19 protein-coding genes are annotated in these 22,469 nt (G+C 72.0%); 13 read left to right on the top strand and 6 right to left on the bottom strand.

The features are described from left to right. Nucleotides 1-97: 97 nt before the first annotated feature. From xseA to HB370_RS25595, 3 genes are all read left to right on the top strand, one after another. Nucleotides 98-1,306 (top strand): exodeoxyribonuclease VII large subunit, encoded by a 1,209-nt coding sequence (gene xseA / locus HB370_RS25605; RefSeq protein ID WP_030778789.1) that lies wholly within the window; start codon nucleotides 98-100, stop codon nucleotides 1,304-1,306. Continuing rightward, entirely contained in the window at nucleotides 1,303-1,533 is a 231-nt protein-coding gene (locus tag HB370_RS25600; protein ID WP_030778787.1) for an exodeoxyribonuclease VII small subunit, read from the top strand. The genes xseA and HB370_RS25600 overlap by 4 nt, the downstream gene beginning before the upstream one ends. Nucleotides 1,534-1,744: 211 nt before the next feature. Continuing rightward, nucleotides 1,745-2,335: a malonic semialdehyde reductase gene (locus HB370_RS25595; RefSeq protein ID WP_030778785.1), complete on the top strand. Its 591-nt coding sequence runs from the start codon at nucleotides 1,745-1,747 to the stop codon at nucleotides 2,333-2,335. 180 nt (nucleotides 2,336-2,515) lie between these two features. On the opposite strand, the gene HB370_RS25590 is transcribed toward HB370_RS25595, so the two are convergent. Together HB370_RS25590 and HB370_RS25585 are read right to left on the bottom strand one after the other, a co-directional pair. Next, nucleotides 2,516-3,757, bottom strand: a complete 1,242-nt coding sequence (locus tag HB370_RS25590) for an erythromycin esterase family protein (RefSeq protein WP_030778783.1) — start codon at nucleotides 3,755-3,757, stop codon at nucleotides 2,516-2,518. A gap of 35 nt (nucleotides 3,758-3,792) precedes the next feature. Further along, nucleotides 3,793-4,320: a DUF4245 domain-containing protein gene (locus HB370_RS25585; RefSeq protein ID WP_030778781.1), complete on the bottom strand. Its 528-nt coding sequence runs from the start codon at nucleotides 4,318-4,320 to the stop codon at nucleotides 3,793-3,795. A gap of 127 nt (nucleotides 4,321-4,447) precedes the next feature. On the opposite strand from HB370_RS25585, the gene glpX reads away from it, so the two are divergent. After that, nucleotides 4,448-5,482 (top strand): class II fructose-bisphosphatase, encoded by a 1,035-nt coding sequence (gene glpX, locus HB370_RS25580; RefSeq protein WP_030778779.1) that lies wholly within the window; start codon nucleotides 4,448-4,450, stop codon nucleotides 5,480-5,482. 95 nt (nucleotides 5,483-5,577) lie between these two features. Here the strand turns inward: glpX and HB370_RS25575 are convergent, their stop codons facing one another. Continuing rightward, nucleotides 5,578-5,952 (bottom strand): WhiB family transcriptional regulator, encoded by a 375-nt coding sequence (locus HB370_RS25575; RefSeq protein WP_037700949.1) that lies wholly within the window; start codon nucleotides 5,950-5,952, stop codon nucleotides 5,578-5,580. Nucleotides 5,953-6,151: 199 nt separating this feature from the next. Next, nucleotides 6,152-6,829, bottom strand: coding sequence for a DUF1707 domain-containing protein (locus HB370_RS25570; RefSeq protein WP_030778775.1), 678 nt, complete (start codon nucleotides 6,827-6,829; stop codon nucleotides 6,152-6,154). A gap of 145 nt (nucleotides 6,830-6,974) precedes the next feature. Here HB370_RS25570 and HB370_RS25565 point away from each other — a divergent pair, with 145 nt between their 5' ends. Beyond that, nucleotides 6,975-8,669 carry a fumarate hydratase gene (locus tag HB370_RS25565; RefSeq protein ID WP_030616523.1) on the top strand — a complete coding sequence of 565 codons (1,695 nt, stop codon included), beginning with the start codon at nucleotides 6,975-6,977 and terminating at the stop codon, nucleotides 8,667-8,669. Nucleotides 8,670-8,726: 57 nt separating this feature from the next. On the opposite strand, the gene HB370_RS25560 is transcribed toward HB370_RS25565, so the two are convergent. Beyond that, nucleotides 8,727-10,250 carry a ricin-type beta-trefoil lectin domain protein gene (locus tag HB370_RS25560; protein WP_030778773.1) on the bottom strand — a complete coding sequence of 508 codons (1,524 nt, stop codon included), beginning with the start codon at nucleotides 10,248-10,250 and terminating at the stop codon, nucleotides 8,727-8,729. Nucleotides 10,251-10,353: 103 nt separating this feature from the next. Here HB370_RS25560 and HB370_RS25555 point away from each other — a divergent pair, with 103 nt between their 5' ends. The 3 genes from HB370_RS25555 (at nucleotide 10,354) to HB370_RS25545 (ending at nucleotide 14,894) form a co-directional block, all read left to right on the top strand. After that, nucleotides 10,354-11,751: a class II fumarate hydratase gene (locus HB370_RS25555; RefSeq protein ID WP_030778772.1), complete on the top strand. Its 1,398-nt coding sequence runs from the start codon at nucleotides 10,354-10,356 to the stop codon at nucleotides 11,749-11,751. Between the two features lie 82 nt (nucleotides 11,752-11,833). Then, entirely contained in the window at nucleotides 11,834-12,523 is a 690-nt protein-coding gene (locus HB370_RS25550) for a DUF402 domain-containing protein (RefSeq protein ID WP_030778771.1), read from the top strand. A 268-nt stretch (nucleotides 12,524-12,791) separates the two neighbouring features. Beyond that, nucleotides 12,792-14,894, top strand: a complete 2,103-nt coding sequence (locus tag HB370_RS25545; RefSeq protein WP_030778770.1) for a SpoIIE family protein phosphatase — start codon at nucleotides 12,792-12,794, stop codon at nucleotides 14,892-14,894. Between the two features lie 70 nt (nucleotides 14,895-14,964). Here HB370_RS25545 and HB370_RS25540 read toward each other — a convergent pair whose 3' ends face one another. Further along, a complete protein-coding gene (locus tag HB370_RS25540) occupies nucleotides 14,965-17,289 on the bottom strand; it encodes a transglycosylase domain-containing protein (RefSeq protein ID WP_030778769.1) in 2,325 nt (774 codons plus the stop codon). 216 nt (nucleotides 17,290-17,505) lie between these two features. On the opposite strand from HB370_RS25540, the gene HB370_RS25535 reads away from it, so the two are divergent. From HB370_RS25535 to HB370_RS25515, 5 genes are all read left to right on the top strand, one after another. Beyond that, the gene (locus HB370_RS25535; protein WP_030778768.1) at nucleotides 17,506-18,417 is read left to right on the top strand and encodes an SPFH domain-containing protein; all 912 of its coding nucleotides are present in this window, start codon (nucleotides 17,506-17,508) and stop codon (nucleotides 18,415-18,417) included. Further along, nucleotides 18,414-18,671 carry a hypothetical protein gene (locus HB370_RS25530; RefSeq protein WP_030778766.1) on the top strand — a complete coding sequence of 86 codons (258 nt, stop codon included), beginning with the start codon at nucleotides 18,414-18,416 and terminating at the stop codon, nucleotides 18,669-18,671. The genes HB370_RS25535 and HB370_RS25530 overlap by 4 nt, the downstream gene beginning before the upstream one ends. Nucleotides 18,672-18,857: 186 nt before the next feature. Next, nucleotides 18,858-19,382 carry a PadR family transcriptional regulator gene (locus tag HB370_RS25525; protein WP_030616502.1) on the top strand — a complete coding sequence of 175 codons (525 nt, stop codon included), beginning with the start codon at nucleotides 18,858-18,860 and terminating at the stop codon, nucleotides 19,380-19,382. Continuing rightward, nucleotides 19,379-20,068 (top strand): ABC transporter ATP-binding protein, encoded by a 690-nt coding sequence (locus tag HB370_RS25520; RefSeq protein ID WP_030778763.1) that lies wholly within the window; start codon nucleotides 19,379-19,381, stop codon nucleotides 20,066-20,068. Before HB370_RS25525 ends, HB370_RS25520 begins: the two co-directional genes overlap by 4 nt. Then, nucleotides 20,065-22,398, top strand: a complete 2,334-nt coding sequence (locus HB370_RS25515) for an FtsX-like permease family protein (protein ID WP_030778762.1) — start codon at nucleotides 20,065-20,067, stop codon at nucleotides 22,396-22,398. Before HB370_RS25520 ends, HB370_RS25515 begins: the two co-directional genes overlap by 4 nt. Nucleotides 22,399-22,469: the final 71 nt, after the last annotated feature.

The raw sequence follows: 22,469 nt of genomic DNA, 5'->3' as shown, positions 1-22,469 counted from the left end.
CACGACGGACCCGCACCCGGCAACGCGCGCCCCCGCCCCCACGGCGCACAGCCGCACGGCCGCCCCCTTGTCAGTACCGGCCGTTACTCTCGACCGCATGGCTGTGAACACGTCCCCGGAGTCCCCCCTGCCCGTAGGCGAGGTGTCGCGGCTGATCGGGGGCTGGATCGACCGGCTCGGCGCGGTGTGGGTCGAAGGGCAGATCACGCAGTTGTCGCGCCGCCCCGGCGCCGGTGTCGTGTTCCTCACGCTGCGCGACCCGTCGCACGACATCTCCGTCAGCGTGACCTGCTACCGCCAGGTCTTCGACGCGGTCGCGGACGTCGTCGGCGAGGGCGCCCGGGTCGTCGTCCTGGCGAAGCCCGAGTGGTACGCGCCCCGCGGCCAGCTGTCCCTGCGCGCCGCCGAGATAAGGCCCGTCGGCGTCGGTGAGCTGCTGGCCCGGCTGGAGCAGCTGAAGAAGTCCCTGGCGGCGGAGGGGCTCTTCGCGCCGGAGCGGAAGACGGCGCTGCCGTTTCTGCCGCAGCTGATCGGGCTGGTGTGCGGCCGGGCCTCCGCCGCGGAGCGGGACGTGCTGGAGAACGCCCGGCACCGCTGGCCCGCCGTCCGCTTCGAGGTGCGCAACGTCCCCGTGCAGGGCGTGCACGCCGTCCCGCAGGTCGTGCAGGCCGTCAAGGAACTCGACGCTATGGACGAGGTGGACGTGATCATCGTCGCGCGCGGCGGCGGCAGCGTGGAGGATCTGCTGCCGTTCTCCGACGAGCAGCTGGTGCGGGCGGTGGCCGGCTGCCGTACGCCCGTGGTGTCGGCGATCGGGCACGAGCCGGACACCCCGTTGCTGGACTACGTCGCCGACCTGCGCGCCTCCACGCCGACGGACGCGGCCAAGAAGGTCGTGCCCGACGTCGGCGAGGAGCTGGAGCGGGTGCGGATGCTGCGGGACCGGGCCCGGCGGTGCGCGGCGGCGTTCGTGGAGCGGGAGGAGCGCGGGCTGGCGCACGCCCTGGCCCGGCCGGCGATACAGGATCCGCACCGGATGCTCGACGAGCGCGCCGACCACGTGCTGTCCCTGCTGGAGCGCGGCCGGCGGACCCTGGGGCATCTGCTGGACCGCGCGGACTCGGAGCTGACGCACACGCACGCGCGCGTGGTGGCTCTCTCCCCGGCGGCGACGCTGCGGCGCGGCTACGCGGTGCTGCAACGGGCGGACGGGCACGTGGTGCGCGATCCGGCCGAGGTGACGGCGGGCGAGGCGCTGCGGGCCCGCGTCGCCGACGGTGAACTGACTGTGAAGGTGGACGGATGACGAGCAAGGTGGACGAGGCGCTCTCCTACGAGCAGGCCCGGGACGAGCTGATCGAGGTCGTACGGCGGCTGGAGGCGGGCGGTACGACGCTGGAGGAGTCCCTGGCGCTGTGGGAGCGCGGCGAGGAACTGGCCAAGGTGTGCCGGCGCTGGCTGGAGGGGGCCCGGGCCCGGCTGGACGCGGCCCTGGCCGAGGAAGAGGAGGGCGACGGGGGCTCGGACGAGTAGGACGAGCGGACGGCACGGGTCACGCGGGCTGCCGTCCGGCCGGTACGGGCCGCCCTGGCTGTCAGTGCGCGCCGTTACGGTCACCCCGGCTGTGAGGCGGCTCACCGCACCCCCCTCTTAGTTGAACGTTAAACCTCACTGGCGTAGGGTCGACCGCGTCAGCCGGTCCGGCATCCCGTCGGGCCGGACGCGCACCCCAGGAAGTACACGCATGTCTCTCGTTCTTGACCCCGCCGCCCAGGACCTGCTGTTCCGCGAGGCCCGCACCGCCAACACCTTCACCGACGAGCCGGTGACCGAGGAGCAGGTGCAGGCGATCTACGACCTGGTCAAGTACGGTCCCACCGCCTTCAACCAGAGCCCGCTGCGCATCACCCTGGTCCGCTCCCCCGAGGCCCGGGAGCGCCTGGTCGCGCTCATGGCCGAGGGCAACCAGCCCAAGACCGCCGCCGCCCCGCTGGTCGCGATCCTCTCCGCGGACAACGAGTTCCACGAGGAGCTGCCGGCCCTCTTCCCGCACTTCCCGCAGGCCAAGGACGCGTTCTTCAGCGAGCGCCAGGTCCGGGAGAGCGCCGCCGCGATGAACGCCACCCTCCAGGCCGCGTACTTCATCATCGGCGTCCGCGCCGCCGGCCTGGCCGCCGGCCCGATGACCGGCCTCGACTTCGAGGGCGTCCGCAAGGAGTTCCTGGACGACGACCACACCCCGCTGATGGTCGTCAACATCGGCAAGCCGGGCCCGGACGCCTGGTTCCCCCGCTCCCCGCGCCTGGCCTACGAGGACGTCGTCACCACCGTCTGACACTCCCGTACGCATGAGGGGCCCCGGCACTGAAGCGACACTGCCGGCGCGTCCCGGGGCGAGCGTGACGTCGGCCTTCACGACCCGCTGCGGTCGTGGAGGCCGACGTTGTGTCCGGGCCGTGGCCGCCCGCGGTGCGCGGACTGCTCTCGAGCGTGCTCCGGCCGGGAACGGTGACGTCTAGGAGGCCGGGAGAGGCCGGGAGCCGGTCGACACCGCGACGTAGGCCAGTCCGTCGTACTCCTCGGCCGGGGAGACGGGGCTGAAGTGGAGGCGATACGTCCAGCGCGGCACCACGGCGCCGAAACTCCGCATGTGATGCCGCCCGTTGAGCCACTCCCGTACCGCCGCCGGCGCGTTGGCCGTGTCGCGCAGGTCCACGAGGTGGTCGCCCGGGTAGGCGGTGGCGAGCCGGGCTTCCAGGGTGTCCGGGCCGGCGGGGCCGAGCCGGTGGGTGACGACGGCGCCGGCTCCGGGACGGGACCAAGGGCCGGGCCACGTCCGACGGGCACGGAAGGAGCCGCTGCCGAACAGAAACCCGAGTGCGTAGTACGCGTCGCCGAACCGTGCACGCAGGTGCTGCCCCATCGCCGGAACCGCGCCACCGTAACGGGTTTTGGTGATGTGCCCGTTGTGAGCCCAGAGGGCGATCTTGGTGGAGGGATCGGTGAGGAGTTCCCCGACGGCCTCGGCCATGTACCGGTCGCGGGCGGCGAACACGGTCTGCCCGGGGTCCGTGTGCTGCCTGGGCCGTGTCACCAGGTCGGCGGCCCGCACCAGAATGCGGGCGTGCCCGAGAGCGTCGGCCGCTCCGGGACCGTGTCCACGGAGGAACCCCACCAGTTCTTCCGCATCGCGCACCAGGCGTCGCTCGGGATCAGGGTGCGCTCCCGGATATGCCGTGGCAAGCACGCGGAGCGGGGAGAGAACGCCGGCCTCGCGATCCGGGGCCACCTTGCGCAGAAAGGAGCCGAGTGCGGCAAGGGATGCGCCGCACTGTTGTGGGTCGATACCCACGAAACGCACCTTTCGGTCTTCCGGGCGCCCCCGGTTGTACTCGCGCATCCACTCGATCAACCCGAGCACCTCACGGGTGCGCCAGGTCCAGAACCCCAGTCCGGCAAGCACTCCCTCGGCGTCACCGGCACCGTGGCGGACGTAGGCGTCCACCGCCGGGGCGGCCGAAGCGGCGGCCTCCATGGCCAGGACCGAGAATCCCATCTCTTCGACGAGGAACTCCAGCAGGCGGTGCTTGAGCCGGAAGAACTCGCTCGTCCCATGGGTGGCCTCCCCCATGCCCACGATCCGCACGCCGTCGAGGATGCTCTTCAACGGCTGGAGGTCGGCAGTGGACCCGCCTGCGGTCAGACCGCTCAGCGGTAGAGCTGCCCGGGCCAGCCAACGCGTCACCTCATCGGACACGGCCTGCCCCCTCCCACGCCGCCACGGGCGTGTCGTCACTCCGCCTTGAGTGCCGCCGCCAGTGTCTTCAGGTTCTCGAAGGAGGTGGTGCCGGCCACCACCGTGGTGGAGCCGGGGGTGTTCTCCAGGACCAGGGCGTCGTACCGGCCGCCGGTGTAGCGGGTCCAGGTGCGGCCGGCGATCCGCTCGGTCCGCTCGGTGGCCGAGCTGCCCTGGGTGGCCTCCTCGATGAAGTCGGTGCGCTTGCGCGTGGACTGCTCGACCTGCGCGTACTGGCCGTCCGGGGTCTGGAAGCCGAGGTGCCAGCGGTTCACCTCCTTGCCCTCGGAGCGTACGGAGGTCGGCTTCCAGGTACTCGGCAGGCCCTCGGGCGCCGCCACCGGGTAGCTCGCCGCGCGGCGGGCCGTGAGCAGCTCGACCCGGTAGTCGGCCCGCTGGATCTCGGGAGCGTGATCGTCGTGCGGGATGGTGAAGAAGTACACGACCAGCGACGCGATGACGATCAGGGCCAGGGAGAGAACCATGTCCCGGGCCGTCTTCTGCTTGCGGTTCGAACCTGCCACGTCCCCTATCGTCGCAGGTGTCCCAAGCGCTCATCCGTGGGGTCCCCTGCTCATTTTGTATGCCTAACGATAGAGTCGGGTCCAAGACCCTCATCCGGCCGTCGTCGTATCAGAAAGGTGCGCTCCGATGACCGAACACCATCACCTGCCGTCCGAGCTCGATGTTCCCTCGGAGGCTCCCGACCGCAACCTCGCCCTGGAGCTGGTCCGGGTGACCGAGGCCGCCGCCATGGCCGCGGGCCGTTGGGTGGGGCGCGGCGACAAGAACGGCGCCGACGGTGCCGCGGTGCGCGCCATGCGGACCCTCGTCTCCACCGTGTCGATGAACGGCGTGGTCGTCATCGGCGAGGGCGAGAAGGACGAGGCCCCGATGCTCTTCAACGGCGAGCACGTGGGCGACGGCACCGGCCCCGAGGTGGACATCGCCGTCGACCCGATCGACGGCACCACGCTGACCGCCAAGGGCATGCCGAACGCGATCGCCGTCCTCGCCGCCGCCGAGCGCGGCGCGATGTTCGACCCGTCCGCCGTGTTCTACATGGACAAGCTGGTCACCGGCCCCGAGGCGGCCGACTTCGTCGACATCAACGCGCCCGTCGAGGTGAACATCCGCCGGATCGCCAAGGCCAAGCGGTCCACGCCGGAGGACGTCACCGTCGTCATCCTCGACCGGCCCCGGCACGAGGGTCTGATCCGGGAGGTCAGGGAGGCCGGCGCGCGCATCAAGCTGATCTCCGACGGCGATGTGGCCGGTTCGGTGTACGCGCTGCGCGAGGGCACCGGCGTCGACCTGCTGCTCGGCGTCGGCGGCACCCCCGAGGGCATCATCTCGGCCTGTGCCGTGAAGTGCCTGGGCGGGACCATCCAGGGCAAGCTGTGGCCGAAGGACGACGAGGAGCGGCAGCGGGCGATCGACGCGGGGCACGATCTGGACCGGGTGCTCACCACGGACGACCTGGTCGCCGGGGAGAACGTCTTCTTCGTGGCGACCGGCATCACCGACGGGGAGCTGCTGCGCGGGGTCCGGTACCGCTCGGAGACGGCGCTGACCGAGTCCATCGTCATGCGGTCGAAGTCGGGGACGGTCCGCCGGATCGACTCCGAGCACCGGCTGAGGAAGCTGCGGGCCTACAGCGCGATCGACTTCGACCGGGCCAAGTAGCGGCCGGACGGCGGCCGGGCAACAGGGCCGGGAGAACCCGGGAGCCCGTCAGAAGGGGCACCCTCCGCTCGGAGGGTGCCCCTTCTGCCGCCGTCTCAGCCCGCCATGCGGTTCGCCGCCGCCCGCGCCGTCTTCTTCAGCTCCACCTCGCGGCGGCGCCGGCGCGCCAGGACCACCCGGCGCTCGGCCGCCGTCAGGCCGCCCCAGACGCCGTAGGGCTCGGGCTGGAGCAGGGCGTGCTCGCGGCACTCGACCATGACCGGACAGCGGGCGCAGACCCGCTTGGCCGCCTCCTCGCGGGACAGCCGGGCGGCGGTCGGCTCCTTCGACGGGGCGAAGAACAGCCCGGCCTCGTCGCGCCGGCACACCGCCTCGGTGTGCCAGGGTGCGTCTTGGTCCCTGTCTCGCGCCGGCACCCGCTGGGCCGGAACGCCAGCTACCTGCAGGGACGAATGCGGCGGTTGCAGCACGGTCTACTCCTGACGACGGCTTCGCGAGCGAGAGACGATGCAGCAAGGCCTACCCGCTGTGCGCGCGCCTATGCACAGCGTTGGCCCCGGCAAGCGGCCGGCGGCTCGTTCCCGCCCCCGCGCCGGCGTCGCCGACGGACCGGAACGTTCCGGTCACCGGCGGATTCGCGACCGTCGAGAGCCCGCGGATGCGCGGCCGTCAGCGGCCGAAGTGCTTGCTCAGCTTCCGGTCGACCTTGTCCTGGACGCGCTCGAGGATGTCCGAGACGGTCCGGCCGCGCCGGGGCCGTGCCTCCACGGCGCCGAGGACCGCCCAGCCGTCGACGTAGACGACCGGCGCCGCGGAGTCGGCGGAGTCCAGCGGGCTCACCTCGAACTTGCCGAGCACCCCGCCCCCGGTGCCGCGCAGCGAGATGTTCTCCGGGACCCGGATCCGCACCTCGCCGAAGACGGAGACGGCCTTGATGACCACGTGCTGGTACTCGAAGATCGCCTCGCTGAGGTCGATCTCCACGCTGCCGAAGACCGCGTACGCGTGCAGCCGGCGCCCGGCGCGCCAGCGGCCCCGGCGCACGGCGCTGCTGAACACCGCCACCACGTTGGCGTCGGCCGCCGCCGGGATCGCGCCCGGCTCGGGGCGGGGCGGAGCGGGAGCCGTGGGCGGCTGGTAGGCGGCGGGCAGGTCCCGGATGAAGCCCTCCAGCTCGCCCACCGTCTTGGCGTGCAGCGCCCCGTCCACGCGCTCGGCGTGCTCGTCGGCGGTCAGCCGGCCCTCGGCCAGAGCCTCGCGGAGTATGTCGGCGACCCGGTCGCGGTCGGCGTCCGAGGCGCGCAGCTCGGCCGCGGGTGTGGGTGCGCTCTGTTTGTGAAGGTCCACGACGGCAGCGTACCGAAACACGATAGATCGCGACAGCCCTGACTGAGCGCCACCTCACAGGTTCGCGGCCGGCGGCAGGTTCTACGCTGGGGAGGCTCGCCAGCGTCGGCGGGCCGCCGTCCGTCAGAGTGAGGAATGGGCTGAGATGCCGCGTACTTCCCCCCCCACCCGCCCAGCGTTCGCGTACACCGATCTGCTCCCCCAGGGCGAGGACACCACCCCGTACCGGCTGGTGACCTCCGAAGGCGTGTCCACCGTGGAGGGCCCGGACGGCCGGACGTTCCTCAAGGTGGAGCCGGAGGCGCTGCGCAAGCTGGCCGAGGAGGCCATCCACGACATCCAGCACTACCTGCGCCCGGCCCACCTGGCGCAGCTGCGCCGGATCATCGACGACCCCGAGGCGTCGGCGAACGACAAGTTCGTGGCGCTCGACCTGCTGAAGAACGCGAACATCGCGGCGGCCGGTGTGCTGCCCATGTGCCAGGACACCGGCACGGCGATCGTCATGGGCAAGCGCGGCCAGAACGTGCTGACGGCCGGCGAGGACGAGAAGCACCTCTCGCACGGCATCTTCGACGCCTACACCAAGCTGAACCTGCGCTACTCGCAGATGGCTCCGCTCACCATGTGGGAGGAGAAGAACACCGGCTCCAACCTGCCGGCCCAGATCGAGCTGTACGCGACCGACGGCGGCGCCTACAAGTTCCTGTTCATGGCCAAGGGCGGCGGCTCGGCGAACAAGTCCTTCCTGTACCAGGAGACCAAGGCCGTCCTGAACGAGTCCTCCATGATGAAGTTCCTGGAGGAGAAGATCCGTTCGCTCGGTACGGCCGCCTGCCCGCCGTACCACCTGGCGATCGTCGTCGGCGGCACCAGCGCGGAGTACGCGCTGAAGACCGCGAAGTACGCCTCCGCGCACTACCTGGACAACATGCCGGCCGAGGGCTCGCCCCTCGGCCACGGCTTCCGGGACAAGGAGCTGGAGGAGAAGGTCTTCGAGCTGACGCAGAAGATCGGCATCGGCGCGCAGTTCGGCGGCAAGTACTTCTGCCACGACGTCCGTGTGGTCCGGCTGCCCCGGCACGGCGCGTCCTGCCCGGTCGCCATCGCCGTGTCCTGCTCCGCCGACCGCCAGGCCGTCGCGAAGATCACCGCCGAGGGCGTCTTCCTGGAGCAGCTGGAGACCGACCCGGCGCGCTTCCTGCCGGACACCACGGACGAGCACCTGGACGAGTCGTCCGACGTGGTGAGGATCGACCTGAACCAGCCGATGGACACGATCCTCGCCGAGCTGACCAAGTACCCGGTCAAGACCCGGCTGTCGCTGACCGGTCCGCTGGTCGTGGCCCGTGACATCGCGCACGCCAAGATCAAGGAGCGGCTGGACGCGGGCGAGGAGATGCCGCAGTACCTGAAGGACCACCCGGTGTACTACGCCGGCCCGGCCAAGACCCCCGAGGGGTACGCCTCCGGTTCCTTCGGCCCGACCACGGCCGGCCGCATGGACTCCTACGTGGAGCAGTTCCAGGCGGCGGGCGGCTCGAAGGTGATGCTCGCCAAGGGCAACCGCAGCAAGCAGGTCACCGACGCGTGCGCGGCGCACGGCGGCTTCTACCTCGGCTCCATCGGCGGTCCGGCCGCCCGCCTGGCCCAGGACTGCATCAAGAAGGTGGAGGTCCTGGAGTACGAGGAGCTGGGCATGGAGGCCGTCTGGAAGATCGAGGTCGAGGACTTCCCGGCGTTCATCGTGGTGGACGACAAGGGCAACGACTTCTTCCAGGACCCGGCCCCGCAGCCGACGTTCACCACCATTCCGGTACGGGGTCCCGGGCTGGCCTGACCCGCACGCGGAACCCGGGGCGGGCGTCGTACGAAGGTGCCCGCCCCGGGCCGGCGGTCAGCTGAAGCGCTGGGCCGCCGAGCCGTCGCAGGTCCGGAGCCTGACCCGCTCCTTCGCCGCGGTCAGGGTCAGGCACAGGCCCGGTGCCGCCGCCGGGCGGAGGGTGCCCGACTGGCGGACGAACCGCTGGTTGGCGCCGCCGTGGCAGTTCCACAGGACCAGGCCGGTGCCGGCGGTGTAGGAGCCGTCCGGCACGTCCAGGCAGCGGTCGTGGGTCAGCTCCAGGTGCAGCGCGCCCCGCCCGGTGTCGTACCACCAGCCCTGGTTGCGGCCCCCGTGGCAGTCCCAGCCGATGACCTCGGTGCCGTCGGCGCTCGCCCCGCCCGAGGCGTCGAGGCAGGCGCCGGTGGCCTGGCCGGTCAGCGGGCGGAAGGCGTCGTCCCAGGCGCCCGGGTACAGCTCGGGCGTGCCGGTGCTCGCCGGGTCGGCGCAGCCCGCCTCGCGCAGCCCGGAGCCGTAGAACCGGGTCAGGCACGCGGCGAAGGCGGCGTGGCCGCGGGCGTTGGGGTGGAAGGACTGCCGGACCGAGTTGGCGTCCGGCGGGAAGGGGTTGGCGAGGTCGACGTACAGGCCCCGCGCCCAGGTGTCCTCCATGCAGACCTCGTGGCCGTGGAAGAGCCGGGAGTTGTCCAGGTAGGAGGCGCCGCTCCTGCGGGCCGCCTCGCGCATGCCGCGTTCGAAGAGCGGGACGGCGCTGTTCCGGCCCCAGGCGCTGTCGGAGTCGTACCCGGTGCAGCCGCCCGGGAGCTTGCCCGGGAAGTCGGGGTTGTCGTGGATGTCGGGGCCGATGGGGCTCGGGTAGCCCATGAGGACCAGCTTGTAGTCGCCGTCGGCGTAGCCCGCGTCCCGCATCACCGTCCTCAGGTCGGCGACGGTGGCCTCCACCTTGGGCACGAGGGCGTCCACCCGGGCCTGCCAGCCGGGCGCGTACTTCGACTCGCAGGCCCCCTGGAGGGTGAGGTAGCGGGTGACGCAGTCGGTCATGACGGGCCCGAACTGGAGATCGTCGTTGGCGCCGGCGACGAGGACGATCATCTTGATCCGGGTGGTGCGGGCCTTGACGGCGAGGCTGTCGCTCTGGACGAGCTCGTCGGCGTACTGCCTGGCGCCGCCGACGCGGATGTTGCCGGTGTAGGCGCCCGAGCAGGCGACGTTGTAGGTGACGTCGGCCGGGATGCCGGTGCGGTGGATGGCGGCCTGGGGCGAGCGGTGGCACCAGTTGTCCGGGCCGTTGGTGCCCGGTTCGTAGGAGCCGACTCCCTCGCCGGATATCTCGCTGTCACCCAGGGAGATGAGCGAGGTCTTGCGGTCGGCGAGGGGCCGCTCGGCCGGGTCGCCGTAGAGGGCGGTGGACTCGGCGGCCCGGATGCGCTCGAGGTCGGGCGGGAGCGGGGTGGCCGCCGCGGCGGCGGGGGCCGCGTGGGCGGTGGGGGCCGCGAGGCCCGCGAACACGGTGGCGGCCGTCGCGACAGCGGCGGCCGTACCTCTGATCCTGGACCCGATGGATCCGACGCGTTTCATGACGCCTCCCCGAAGCAGGTGTTACCCCCGGTATTTACTGGCGGGTAGTCAGATAGGGAATACGCGTGACGTGAAACGTGCTCATGTTTTCGGAGGTACGACGATGACGACCGAAGAGCCGCAGTACCGGATCGAGCACGACTCGATGGGCGAGGTCCGGGTCCCGGCCCATGCCAAGTGGCGCGCGCAGACCCAGCGCGCCGTCGAGAACTTCCCCGTCTCCGGACAGCGCCTCGAACGGGCCCACATCGAGGCCCTGGCCCGCATCAAGGCGGCGGCGGCCAAGATCAACGCCGGGCTCGGGGTGCTGGACGAGGACATCGCGGGGGCGATCCAGGAGGCGGCCGCGGAGGTCGCCGCCGGCCGCTGGGACGAGCACTTCCCGGTGGACGTCTTCCAGACCGGCTCGGGCACCTCGTCCAACATGAACACCAACGAGGTCATCGCGACGCTGGCCACCGAGCGGCTCGGCCGTGACGTGCACCCCAACGACCACGTCAACGCCTCGCAGTCGTCCAACGACGTCTTCCCGTCCTCGATCCACATCGCGGCCACCGCGGCCGTCACCCACGATCTGATCCCGGCCCTGGAGCACCTGGCCGCGGCCCTGGAGCGCAAGTCCGCCGAGTTCGCGGACGTGGTGAAGTCCGGGCGCACCCACCTGATGGACGCCACCCCGGTCACCCTCGGCCAGGAGTTCGGCGGGTACGCGGCCCAGGTCCGCCACGGCGTCGAGCGCCTGCACGCGTCCCTGCCCCGCCTGGCCGAACTCCCGCTGGGCGGCACGGCGGTGGGCACCGGCATCAACACCCCGCCCGGCTTCTCCGCCGCCGTCATCGAGGAGGTCGCCCGGGTCACCGGGCTGCCGCTCACCGAGGCCCGCGACCACTTCGAGGCCCAGGGCGCCCGCGACGGCATCGTGGAGACCAGCGGGCAGCTGCGGACCATCGCGGTCGGCCTGACGAAGATCGCCAACGATCTGCGCTGGATGTCCTCCGGCCCGCGCACCGGTCTGGCCGAGATCCGGCTGCCCGACCTCCAGCCCGGCTCCTCGATCATGCCGGGCAAGGTCAACCCGGTCGTCCCCGAGGCCGTGCTGATGGTCGCCGCGCAGGTCATCGGCAACGACGCCACCATCACCACCGCCGGTGCCGCCGGCAACTTCGAGCTGAACGTGATGCTCCCGGTCCTCGCCAAGAACGTCCTGGAGTCGATCCGGCTGCTCGCCAACGTCTCCCGGCTGCTGGCCGACCGGACGATCGACGGCATCACCGCCGACCGTGAACGCGCCCGGGAGTACGCCGAGTCGTCCCCGTCCGTCGTCACCCCGCTGAACAAGTACATCGGTTACGAGGAGGCCGCGAAGGTCGCCAAGAAGTCCCTCGCCGAACGCAGGACGATCCGCGAAGTCGTCCTGGAGAGCGGGTACGTGGAGCGCGGCGACCTGACGCTCGAACAGCTCGACGAGGCGCTGGACGTCCTGCGGATGACCCGCCCGTGACCGCGGCGAACGTTTCCGGCCACCCGGGGCGGCCGTGACGCGCACCGCAGCGTCGTATGCCGGCGGCACCTAAAATCTGTCCATGACGGACGACGGAGCGATGGCACGAGTGACGGCGGGAGCGGCGGCGCACTGGAGCCCGGGGACGCACATCCTGTGGCGCTACCGGGAGAACGGGGGCGAGCAGTTCCACATCGCCCGGCCCGTCACCGTCGTACGTGACGACGCCGACCTGCTGGCGGTGTGGCTGGCCCCCGGCACCGAGTGCGTGAGACCGGTCCTGGCCGACGGCACGCCCGTGCACCTGGAGCCGCTGGAGACCCGCTACACCAAGCCGCGCACGGTGCAGCGGGACCGCTGGTTCGGCACCGGCGTGCTGAAGCTGGCCCAGCCCGGCCGGCCCTGGTCGGTGTGGCTGTTCTGGGAGCCCGGCTGGCGGTTCAAGAACTGGTACGTCAACCTGGAGCAGCCGCTCGCGCGTTGGGCGGGCGGGGTGGACTCCGAGGACCACTTCCTGGACATCACCGTGGGCCCGGACCGCAGTTGGCGCTGGCGGGACGAGGACGAGTTCGCGCAGGCCCAGCGGGACGGGCTGATGGACCCGGCGACCGCCGAACGGGTGCGGGCGGCGGGCCGGGAGGCGGTCGACGTGATCCGCGCGTGGGGGCCGCCGTTCCCGGACGGCTGGCAGAACTGGCGCCCGGATCCCTCCTGGGGGGTACCTTCTCTACCCGAGGACTGGGACCGCACGCCCGCGCATGTGTCCTCATGAGACCCTTGATGCGCCCCCGGGCGAGAAACGTAGGATCGTCCTCCGCAAGGGCGCGTGAACGCAACTACCGGAGCATGCGCCGGGGCTGACCGATCGTCACCGAGGGACGGCAGGACGTGAGCGAGGGGTACCAGGGCACCACCACGAAAGCCGGCCCCGCGGGAATCCCGTTCCCTGGGCACGTATTGCGGGTATCGGGACTTCGGCGGGACCAACTGCGCGCCCGGCGCATCCGGCGCGCAGCCCCGGACGGACGGATGCGACACGCGTGACGGAGCAGCCCACCTCCATCGAGCGCCCCCAGCCGGGCGCCGACCCCGCGGAGCCCCGCGGGGCGTTCCTGTGTGCCCCGGAGCAGTCCGCGCGGCAACCCGTCGAGCCGGCCTTACCCGCGCAGGCCCGTGCCGACACCACGCCCGCCGGCCCGGGCACGGCCACGCCCCGTGGCAAGGGAAAGGACGGCATGGGGAAGGAGCACCCGGTGGGCGGCCCCGAACACTCCCAGCCCGCCATCACCGAACCCGACGCGCTGCGCCCGCGGCCCGCGCCGGACGGCATCCCGGCACAGCCCGGTAGCGACCCGGAGCGCGCGCCGGGCGGTCCGGAGCGCCGTACCGGCCGGGCGGTGCCCTCGGGGCGGCCGATGCCGATGCGGCGGGACGGCGACCGGCTCAGGTTCGTGGGCGCGGCCACCCGGCGCATCGCCCGCGGGCTCGACCTGGACGAGATCGTGATGGGCCTGTGCCGGGCCACCGTGCCGACGTTCTCCGACGCGATCCTGGTCTATCTGCGCGATCCGCTGCCGGTCGGCGACGAGCGGCCCACCGGTCCGGTGGTGCTGCGGCTGCGCCGCACCGACCGGATACCGGACGAACGGGACACCGACGGGGTGCTGCTGCCGGCCGCGTTCGAGCCGGAGCCGGAGCCGTCGGTGCTGGCGGACCTGTCGGCGCTGACCACCGAGCTGTGCGAGGTACGGCCGGGCGGTGCGCTGAACGAGGTGCTGCGCGGGGTGCGCCCGGTGTTCGCCGACGCGCCCGCCGCCCGGGCCGCGCTGCCCGAACTGCTCGGCGAGCGCGGGGAGGGCGTCGTACCGGGCGGGCAGCACGCGATCCTCGCGCCGCTGCGCGGCCGGCGCCGGGTGATCGGCGCGGCGCTGTTCCTGCGCCGTCCGGACCAGCCCGCGTTCGAGGCGGACGATCTGCTGGTGGCCGCGCAACTGGCCACGCACAGCGCGCTGGGCATCGACAAGGCGGTGCTGTACGGCCGGGAGGCGTACATCGCCGACGAGTTGCAGCGCACCATGCTGCCCGAGACCCTGCCCCGGCCCACCGGTGTCCGGCTGGCCTCGCGGTATCTGCCGGCGGCGGAGACCGCGCGGGTCGGTGGCGACTGGTACGACGCGATCCCGCTGCCGGGCAGCCGGGTCGCCCTGGTCGTCGGCGATGTGATGGGCCACTCGATGACCTCGGCGGCGATCATGGGCCAGCTGCGCACCACCGCGCAGACGCTGGCCGGGCTCGACCTGCCGCCGCAGGAGGTGCTGCACCACCTGGACGAGCAGGCGCAGCGCCTGGGCACCGACCGCATGGCGACCTGCCTGTACGCGGTCTACGACCCGGTGACGCACCGCATCACGATCGCCAACGCCGGCCATCCGCCGCCCGTGCTGCTGCACCTGGGCGGCCGGGCGGAGGTGCTGCGGGTGCCGCCGGGCGCGCCGATCGGGGTCGGCGGGGTGGACTTCGAGGCGGTGGAGCTGGACGCGCCCGCCGGGGCGACCCTGCTGCTGTACACCGACGGGCTGGTGGAGTCGCGGCTGCGGGACGTGTGGACCGGCATAGAGCAGCTGCGCGAGCGGCTGGCCGCGACCGCGCAGCTGACCGGGCCGGACCATCCGCCGCCGCTGGAAGCGCTGTGCGACGAGGTGCTGGACATGCTCGGCCCGGGCGACCGGGACGACGACATCGCGCTGCTGGCGGCCCGGTTCGACGGGATCGCGCCGAGCGATGTCGCGTACTGGACGCTGGAGCCGGAGCGCACCGCCCCCGGCCAGGCCCGCCGGCTGGCCCGCCGGGCGCTCGCCCGGTGGGACCTGGAGGACCTGTCGGACTCGGTGGAGCTGCTGGTCAGCGAGGTGGTGACGAACGCGGTGCGGTACGCGTCGCGGCCGGTGACGCTGCGGCTGCTGCGCACGGACGTGCTGCGCTGCGAGGTCGGCGACGACGTGCCGCAGCTGCCGCGCCTGCGGCAGGCCCGGGCCACCGACGAGGGCGGGCGCGGCCTGTACCTGGTCAACAAGCTGGCCCGGCGCTGGGGCGCGACCCGGCTGAGCACCGGCAAGGTGGTCTGGTTCGAGCTGAACCGCTGAGCCGTCCAGTGCTACGGCGCGAAGGGGCGCCCGGAGTTTCCTCCGGGCGCCCCTTCGGCGTGTGCGGGCCCTACGGGCGGAAGTGGAAGCCGCCGCCGTCGTCGTCCGGGTCGGGCGACTCCTCGGTGGTGGGTTCCGTCGGCAGCCCGGTGGTGGGTGTCCCGGACGGCGTCTGCGAGGGCGTGCGGGACGGCGTCTGGCTCGGTGTCCCGGACGGGGTCTGCGAGGGCGTGCGGGACGGCGTCTGGCTCGGCGTCTCGGACGGGGTCTGCGAGGGCGTCGTGGACGGGGTCGGCGGCGCGCTGCTGGTGGGCGGCGGGGGCGGCGCGACGGCGGCGCCCTGGGTGGTGTCCAGGTCGAACGTGGACCGGTCGGTGACGCCGAAGGTGTAGGCGGCCCAGATCTCCGCCGGGTAGCCGCCGCCGTTGATCCGGCCGCGCCCCGGAAGCAGTCCGGTCGCGCCCTCCATGGACACATGGCCGTGGGTCTTCGGGTCCTCGCCGAACAGGCCGACGGAGGTGACCAGGTCGGGGGTGTAGCCGGTGAACCAGGCGGACTTGTTCTCGTCGGAGGTACCGGTCTTGCCGGCCACCTGCTGGCCGTCGCGCAGCGGGTTGGCGGCCACGGACGTCTTGGCCGTACCGTCGTCCACCACGCCGGTGAGCACCGAGGTGACCGTGTCGGCGGCCGTGCGGCTGAGCACCGTACCGCCGACGGGGTCCGGCATGTCCACCGAGCGGCCCTTCTGTTCCGCCGACTTGATGATGGTCGGGGTCACCTTGTGGCCGTGGTTGGCGAAGGTGGCGTAGATCCCGGCCATCTCCAGGGGGCTCGCGCCCATCGAGCCGAGCGTCTGGGCGGGCACCGCGGGCATGCCCTTGGTGTCCATGCCGAGGCTGCTCGCGGTGCTCATGACGTTGTCCATGCCGACGTCCACGCCCATCTGCGCGAAGACGGAGTTGACGGACTTGTTCATCGCCTCCTGGACGGTGATCTCGTCGTAGTCGGCCTCGTCCTCGTTGGGCGGGGCGAAGCCGACCGGGCGGCCGTGGTCCACCACCGGGCGCCGGTTGCCGCCGTCGTAGACGGTGTTGGCGGTGATGGGCTTGCCGTCCTGCGTGGTGGCCTCGCGCTCCAGCGCGGCGGCGAGGATGACCGGCTTGAAGGTGGAGGCCGGCTGGTAGTCCCTGCGGGTGGCGTTGCTGTAGTAGTGCTCGTAGTAGTTCTGGCCGCCGTAGAGCGCGACGATCTTGCCGGTCTCGGGGTCCACGGAGACGGCGCCGGGCTGGATGTCGCCGTCGACCTTGCGCTTGGTCTTGTCGAGCTTGCTGGTCAGCTCGCTGCGGACGGCCCGCTCCAGCGCGGCCTGCTTCTTGCGGTCGATGTTGAGGGTGATGGTCCAGCCCTTCTCCACGACCGCGTTCTCCGCCTGCGACTGGGTCAGGCCCTCCTGCGCCATGAGCTGCTGTTCGAGCTGCTGGTTGGCCAGCTCGACCAGATAGCCCTTCTGCCCGTCGAGGCCGGGGGCGCCCTTGGGCTCCTTGATCTTGGGGAAGCGCATGGCCGTGCGCCGGTCCTTGGTGAGCCAGCCCTCCTCGACCATGTTGTCCAGGACGTAGTTCCAGCGCTGGGTGACCAGCCGCTTGCCGGTGTCGGTCGCCACCGCCCAGTCGTACTGGCTCGGCGCCTGGAGCAGCGCGGCGAGATAGGCGCCCTGCTCGACCGAGAGGTCCTCGGCGTCGATGCCGAAGTAGGCCTGGGCGGCGGCCTGGATGCCGTAGGCGTTGCGGCCGTAGTAGCTGGTGTTGATGTAGCCGGCGAGGATGTCGTCCTTGGACTTCTCGCGGTCCACCTTCAACGAGATGACCAGCTCCTTCAGCTTGCGCGTGACGGTCTGGTCCTGGTTGAGGTAGTAGTTCTTGACGTACTGCTGGGTGATCGTGGAACCGCCCTGCTTGCCCCGGCCGCGCAGGGTGTTGAGCAGGCCGCGGGCGGTGCCCTTGAAGTCGACGCCGGAGTCGCTGTAGAAGCTCTTGTTCTCGGCGGCGACGAAGGTCAGCTGGACCTTGCGGGGCACCTTGGACAGGTCGACGATCTCGCGGTTGACCTTGCCGCTGCGGGCCAGCAGCGTCCCGTCGCTGAACTTGTAGACATTGCTCTGCTGCCGGGCGGCGGCGTTGCCCTCGGGGATGTCGACGTACATGTACAGGCCGATGAAGCCGAGGATGGCGAGCAGGCACACTCCGAAGACGGTGCCGAGGATCTTCTTCCAGGTGAACATCCGGCGCAGGAGGCTCTTGGCGGGTTTGCCGGCCGCCGCGGGTTCGGAGCGGCGGCGCTTGGACGCCGCGCGGTGACCACGCTGTCGCGCTCGTCTCTCTTCCGCTCGTCCCATGGGTCCCTACGCTCGCTTCCGTCTCGGGGTCAGCTCCGAAAGCTAACACCCGCCTATATGACAAAGGGCGACCGATCCGGTCTTTTACGGACGTGACAATCAGCACCCATCCCCAAGGAACCGACGTTCGGCGGTAGTTCAGGGTTGCCTCTGCCGGGAAAAGTGATATCACTTAGCTAGACCAACGCTAGACGCTCCAACGAACGGGGATCACTCATGTCCGACATACCCGAGATGCCCGCCCCGCGTGTGCGCGAGTTCCAGGCCCACAGCATCGGCGGCGGGCTCGCGCTGCTGCTCGGCCTGCTCGGGCTCGGCGCCGCCGCCGCCCTCTTCGGGACCGCCGGGGCCGTCTCCTCGGCCGGCGTCCGGGGCGGGCTCGTCGCCGCCGGTGCCGTCGTACTGCTCGCGGCCCTCATCGCGATGCGCGGCCTGAACACGGTGGCCCCGGGCGAGGCCCGGGTGGTCCAGCTCTTCGGGCGCTACCGGGGCACGATCCGGCAGGACGGCCTGCGCTGGGTGAACCCCTTCACCTCCCGGACCCGGATCTCCACCCGGGTGCGCAACCACGAGACCGCCGTGCTGAAGGTCAACGACGCGTACGGCAACCCGATCGAGCTGGCCGCGGTCGTGGTGTGGAAGGTGCGCGACACCGCCCAGGCCACCTTCGAGGTGGACGACTTCGCCGAGTTCGTCGCCACGCAGACCGAGACGGCCGTGCGGCACATCGCCATCGAGTACCCCTACGACTCCCACGACGAGGACGGCCTCTCGCTGCGCGGCAACGCCGAGGAGATCACCGAGAAGCTGGCCCGCGAGCTCCAGGCCCGGGTGGAGACGGCCGGAGTGGAGATCGTCGAGTCGCGGTTCACGCATCTCGCGTACGCTCCCGAGATCGCCTCGGCGATGCTCCAGCGGCAGCAGGCGGGCGCGGTCGTCGCGGCCCGGCGGCAGATCGTCGACGGCGCCGTGGGCATGGTGGAGGCGGCGCTGGCCCGGATCGCGGAGGCGGACATCGTGGACCTGGACGAGGAGCGGAAGGCGGCGATGGTGTCGAACCTGATGGTGGTGCTGTGCGGGGACCGTGCCCCGCAGCCGGTCCTGAACACCGGAACCCTCTACCAGTGACCGACCCGGAACGGACACCCGGGAACCGGCCGCGGCAGCGCAAGCAGGTGCTGCTGCGGCTGGACCCGGCGGTGTACGAGGCGCTGGCCCGGTGGGCCGGGGACGAGCTGCGGTCGGCGAACGCGCAGATCGAGTTCCTGCTGCGGCGTGCCCTCGCGGAGGCGGGGCGGCTGCCGGGGGACGCGGGCCCGCTGCCCCGCCGGGGCCGGCCGCCCGGCGACTCCGCCCCCGGCACCCCGCCCCCGCCGGCCTGAGCCGGGCTCCCCTCCAGGGGCCCGGCCGTCGTCGTACCCGGCACCTGCGGCCGTGACCACGTATCGGCTCCTCCGGCTGTTACGAAACTCTGACAATGGCGCCTCACCTGCGCCGACCCACTCCCGCGAGGCCACTGTGCACCAGGTGTATACATGGTGGGTATACACGCTGTGTAGAGTGCCGCCATGTCCATCGGTCACACCCTCCTCGGACTCCTGGAGTCCGGCCCGCGCCACGGCTACGACCTCAAGCGCGCCTTCGACGAGAAGTTCGGTCACGACCGGCCGCTGCACTACGGCCAGGTCTACTCCACGATGTCCCGGCTGCTGAAGAACGGTCTCGTGGAAGTCGACGGGATCGAGGCCGGTGGCGGCCCCGAGCGCAAGCGGTACGCCATCACCGACGCCGGCATCACCGACGTCGAACGCTGGCTCGCCACCCCGGAGAAGCCGGAGGAGTACCTCCAGTCGACCCTCTACACCAAGGTCGTCCTCGCCCTCCTCACCCACCGCGACGCCGCCGACATCCTCGACACCCAGCGGTCCGAGCACCTGCGCAGCATGCGCATCCTCACCGACCGCAAGCGCAAGGGCGACCTCGCCGACCAGCTGATCTGCGACCACGCCCTGTTCCACCTGGAGGCCGACCTGCGCTGGCTGGAACTCACCGCCGCGCGCCTCGACAAGCTCCGTGCGGCGGTGACCCGATGACCCCTCCCCCCGGCTCCCTGCTCGCCGCCGAGAACCTGCGCAAGAGCTTCGGCCCCACCGTCGCGCTCGACGGCGCCGACTTCTCCATCCACCCCGGCGAGGTCGTCGCCGTCATGGGCCCCTCCGGCTCCGGCAAGTCGACGCTGCTGCACTGCCTGGCCGGCATCGTGCCGCCCGACTCCGGCTCCATCACCTACGACGGCCGCGAACTCGCCGGCCTGAGCGACACCGAGCGCAGCGCGCTGCGCCGCCGCGACTTCGGGTTCGTCTTCCAGTTCGGCCAGCTGGTCCCGGAGCTGACCTGTGCGGAGAACGTGGCCCTGCCGCTGCGGCTGAACGGCAGCCCCCGCAAGGAGGCCGAGCGGGCCGCGCTCACCTGGATGGAACGCCTGGAGGTGGACGACCTCAAGGGCAAGCGGCCCGGCGAGGTCTCCGGCGGCCAGGGCCAACGGGTCGCGGTGGCGCGGGCGCTGGTCACCGGGCCCCGGGTGGTGTTCGCCGACGAGCCGACCGGCGCGCTCGACTCCCTCAACGGCGAACGGGTCATGGAACTGCTCACCGACGCGGCCCGCTCCACCAACGCGGCCGTCGTGCTGGTCACCCACGAGGCCCGGGTGGCCGCGTACTCCGACCGGGAGATCGTCGTACGCGACGGCAGGTCCCGGGACATGGAGCGCGCCATATGAACCTCCGGCAGTGGTCCAGGGACCTGGGCATGGGCGTCCGGTTCGCCGTCACCGGCGGACGCGAGGGCTGGGTCCGGATGGTGCTGACGGCGGTCGGCGTCGGCCTGGGCGTGACGCTGCTGCTGCTGACGACCGCGCTGCCGAACGTGCTGACGGCACGGCACCAGCGCGAGGAGGCCCGGACGGACCTCACCTACAGCGAGAAGGTGCCGCCGAAGGGCGAGAACACCGTACTGGTCGGCCTGGGTGACACCAAGTGGCACGACAAGGAGGTCCGGGGCCGCTTCCTGAAGCCCGAGGGCCCGCGGGCGCCGCTGCCGCCGGGCGTGGACCGCTTCCCCGCGCCGGGCGAGATGGTGGTCTCCCCCGCGCTGAAGAAGCTGCTCACCTCCGGCGAAGGCCGGCTGCTGCGGGAGCGGCTGCCGGAGAGGGTCACCGGCACGATCGGCGAGCCGGGGCTGATCGGCTCGCACGAACTGGCCTTCTACGCGGGCGCCGACCACCTGGAGCCGAAGCCCGGCAGCGCCCGCGTGGTGCGGCTGACCGCCTTCGGGGACCGGCGTGCGACCCCCGAACGGGCCGACCCGGTGCTCATCATGATGACGCTGGTGGTGTTCGTCGCCCTGCTCACGCCGGTCGCCGTGTTCATCGCCGCGGCCGTGCGGTTCGGCGGCGAGCGGCGCGACCGCCGGCTGGCCGCGCTGCGGCTGGTCGGCTCCGACCGCCGGATGACCCGCCGGATCGCGGCGGGCGAGGCGCTGGCCGGAGCCCTGCTCGGCCTCGCCGTCGGCACCGTGTTCTTCCTGATCGGGCGGCAGGCGGCGGGCTCGGTCGAGGTGCTCGGCGTGAGTATCTTCCCGAGCTATCTCGACCCCTCCCTCGCACTGGTCGTCCTGGTCGCGGTGGCGGTCCCGGCCGCCGCGGTGGCGGTGACACTGTTCGCGATGCGCGGGGTGGCCGTCGAACCGCTCGGCGTGGTGCGCACGGCCAAGCCGGCCCGGCGGCGCCTGTGGTGGCGGCTGCTGCTGCCGGCGGCGGGCCTCGCGATGCTGCTGCCCATGGTCGGCAACGGCCGCTCGCACGGCGACTTCAACGAGTACCTGGTCGTCGGCGGTGTCCTGCTGCTCCTGGTCGGTGTCAGCGCGCTGCTGCCCTGGCTGGTGGAGGCGGTCGTGGCCCGGCTCGGCTCGGGTCCGGTCTCCTGGCAACTGGCCGTGCGCAGGCTTCAGCTGAGCAGCGGTACGGCCGCCCGCATGGTCAACGGCATCGCCGTGGCGGTGGCCGGGGCGATCGCGCTGCAGATGCTCTTCACGGGCGTGCAGGACCAGTACACCAAGGACACCGGCCAGGACCCCGAACGGGCGTCGGTGCAGGTCGACCTCTCGGACGGGTCCGCGCTGCCGGCGGCTGCCCGCGAGTTCCCGCGCACCAAGGGCGTCCGGGCGGCGGTGGCGATCTCCTCCGGCTCGATGGGCGACCGGCGTTACGACCCCGGCACCACGGTGAGCGTCACCGTCGGCGACTGCGCCGCGCTGCGCGAACTGGCCCGGCTGCCGTCCTGCCGGGACGGTGACGTGTTCGCCGTCCCGGGCGCGTACGAGTCCGCCGACGAGCTGGCCCTCATGCGGCCGGGTCGGCACGGCTTCTTCGACGCCACCTACTCGGAGGGCGTGCGCGGGCGCGAGATCCCCTGGACGGTACCGGCCGGAACGCGCCGGGTGACCGTTCGCAAGGACGCGCTCCAGTCGAACGTCAGCGGCCTGATGGTCACCCCCTCCGCGCTGCCGTCCGGGGCCGCGTCGACGCTGTACCACCAGGTCTACGTCCGCCTCGACATGTCGGTGCCGGAAGCGGACCAGTACGTGCGCAACACGGCGGCACGAGTGGACCGGCTGGCGTCCGTCTGGCACTGGGCGGCGACCACCGAGTCCCGGAAGTACACCTCCCTGCGCACCGGCCTGTTCGTCGGCGCGGTCTGCGTGCTCGTGCTGATCGGGGCGAGCCTGCTGGTCTCCCAGCTGGAGCAGTTGCGCGAGCGGCGCAAGCTGCTGTCGTCGCTGGTCGCCTTCGGCACCCGGCGCCGCACGCTGGGGCTGTCGGTGCTGTGGCAGACGGCGGTACCCGTCTCGCTCGGGCTGCTGCTGGCCTCGTCGGTGGGCCTGGCCCTCGGCTCGGTGCTGCTGAAGATGACGGACACCGCGGTGTCCGTGGACTGGGCGAGCGTGCTGTCGATGGCCGGCGCGGGCGCGGGAGTGGTCCTGGTGGTCACCTTGCTCAGCCTGCCGCCGCTGCTTCGCATGATGCGGCCGGAGGGGCTGCGTACGGAGTGAGTCTGCCGTCTGTCGGGTGCGGCTCCGTTGTGGCTGGTCGCGCCCGCGCGGCGGAGCCGCATGTCGATACG

Source organism: Streptomyces sp. DSM 40868, assembly GCF_011820545.1.
In the GTDB taxonomy this organism is placed as follows: Bacteria; Actinomycetota; Actinomycetes; order Streptomycetales; family Streptomycetaceae; genus Streptomyces; species Streptomyces eurythermus.
This window is presented reverse-complemented; position numbering and strand designations above follow the sequence as displayed.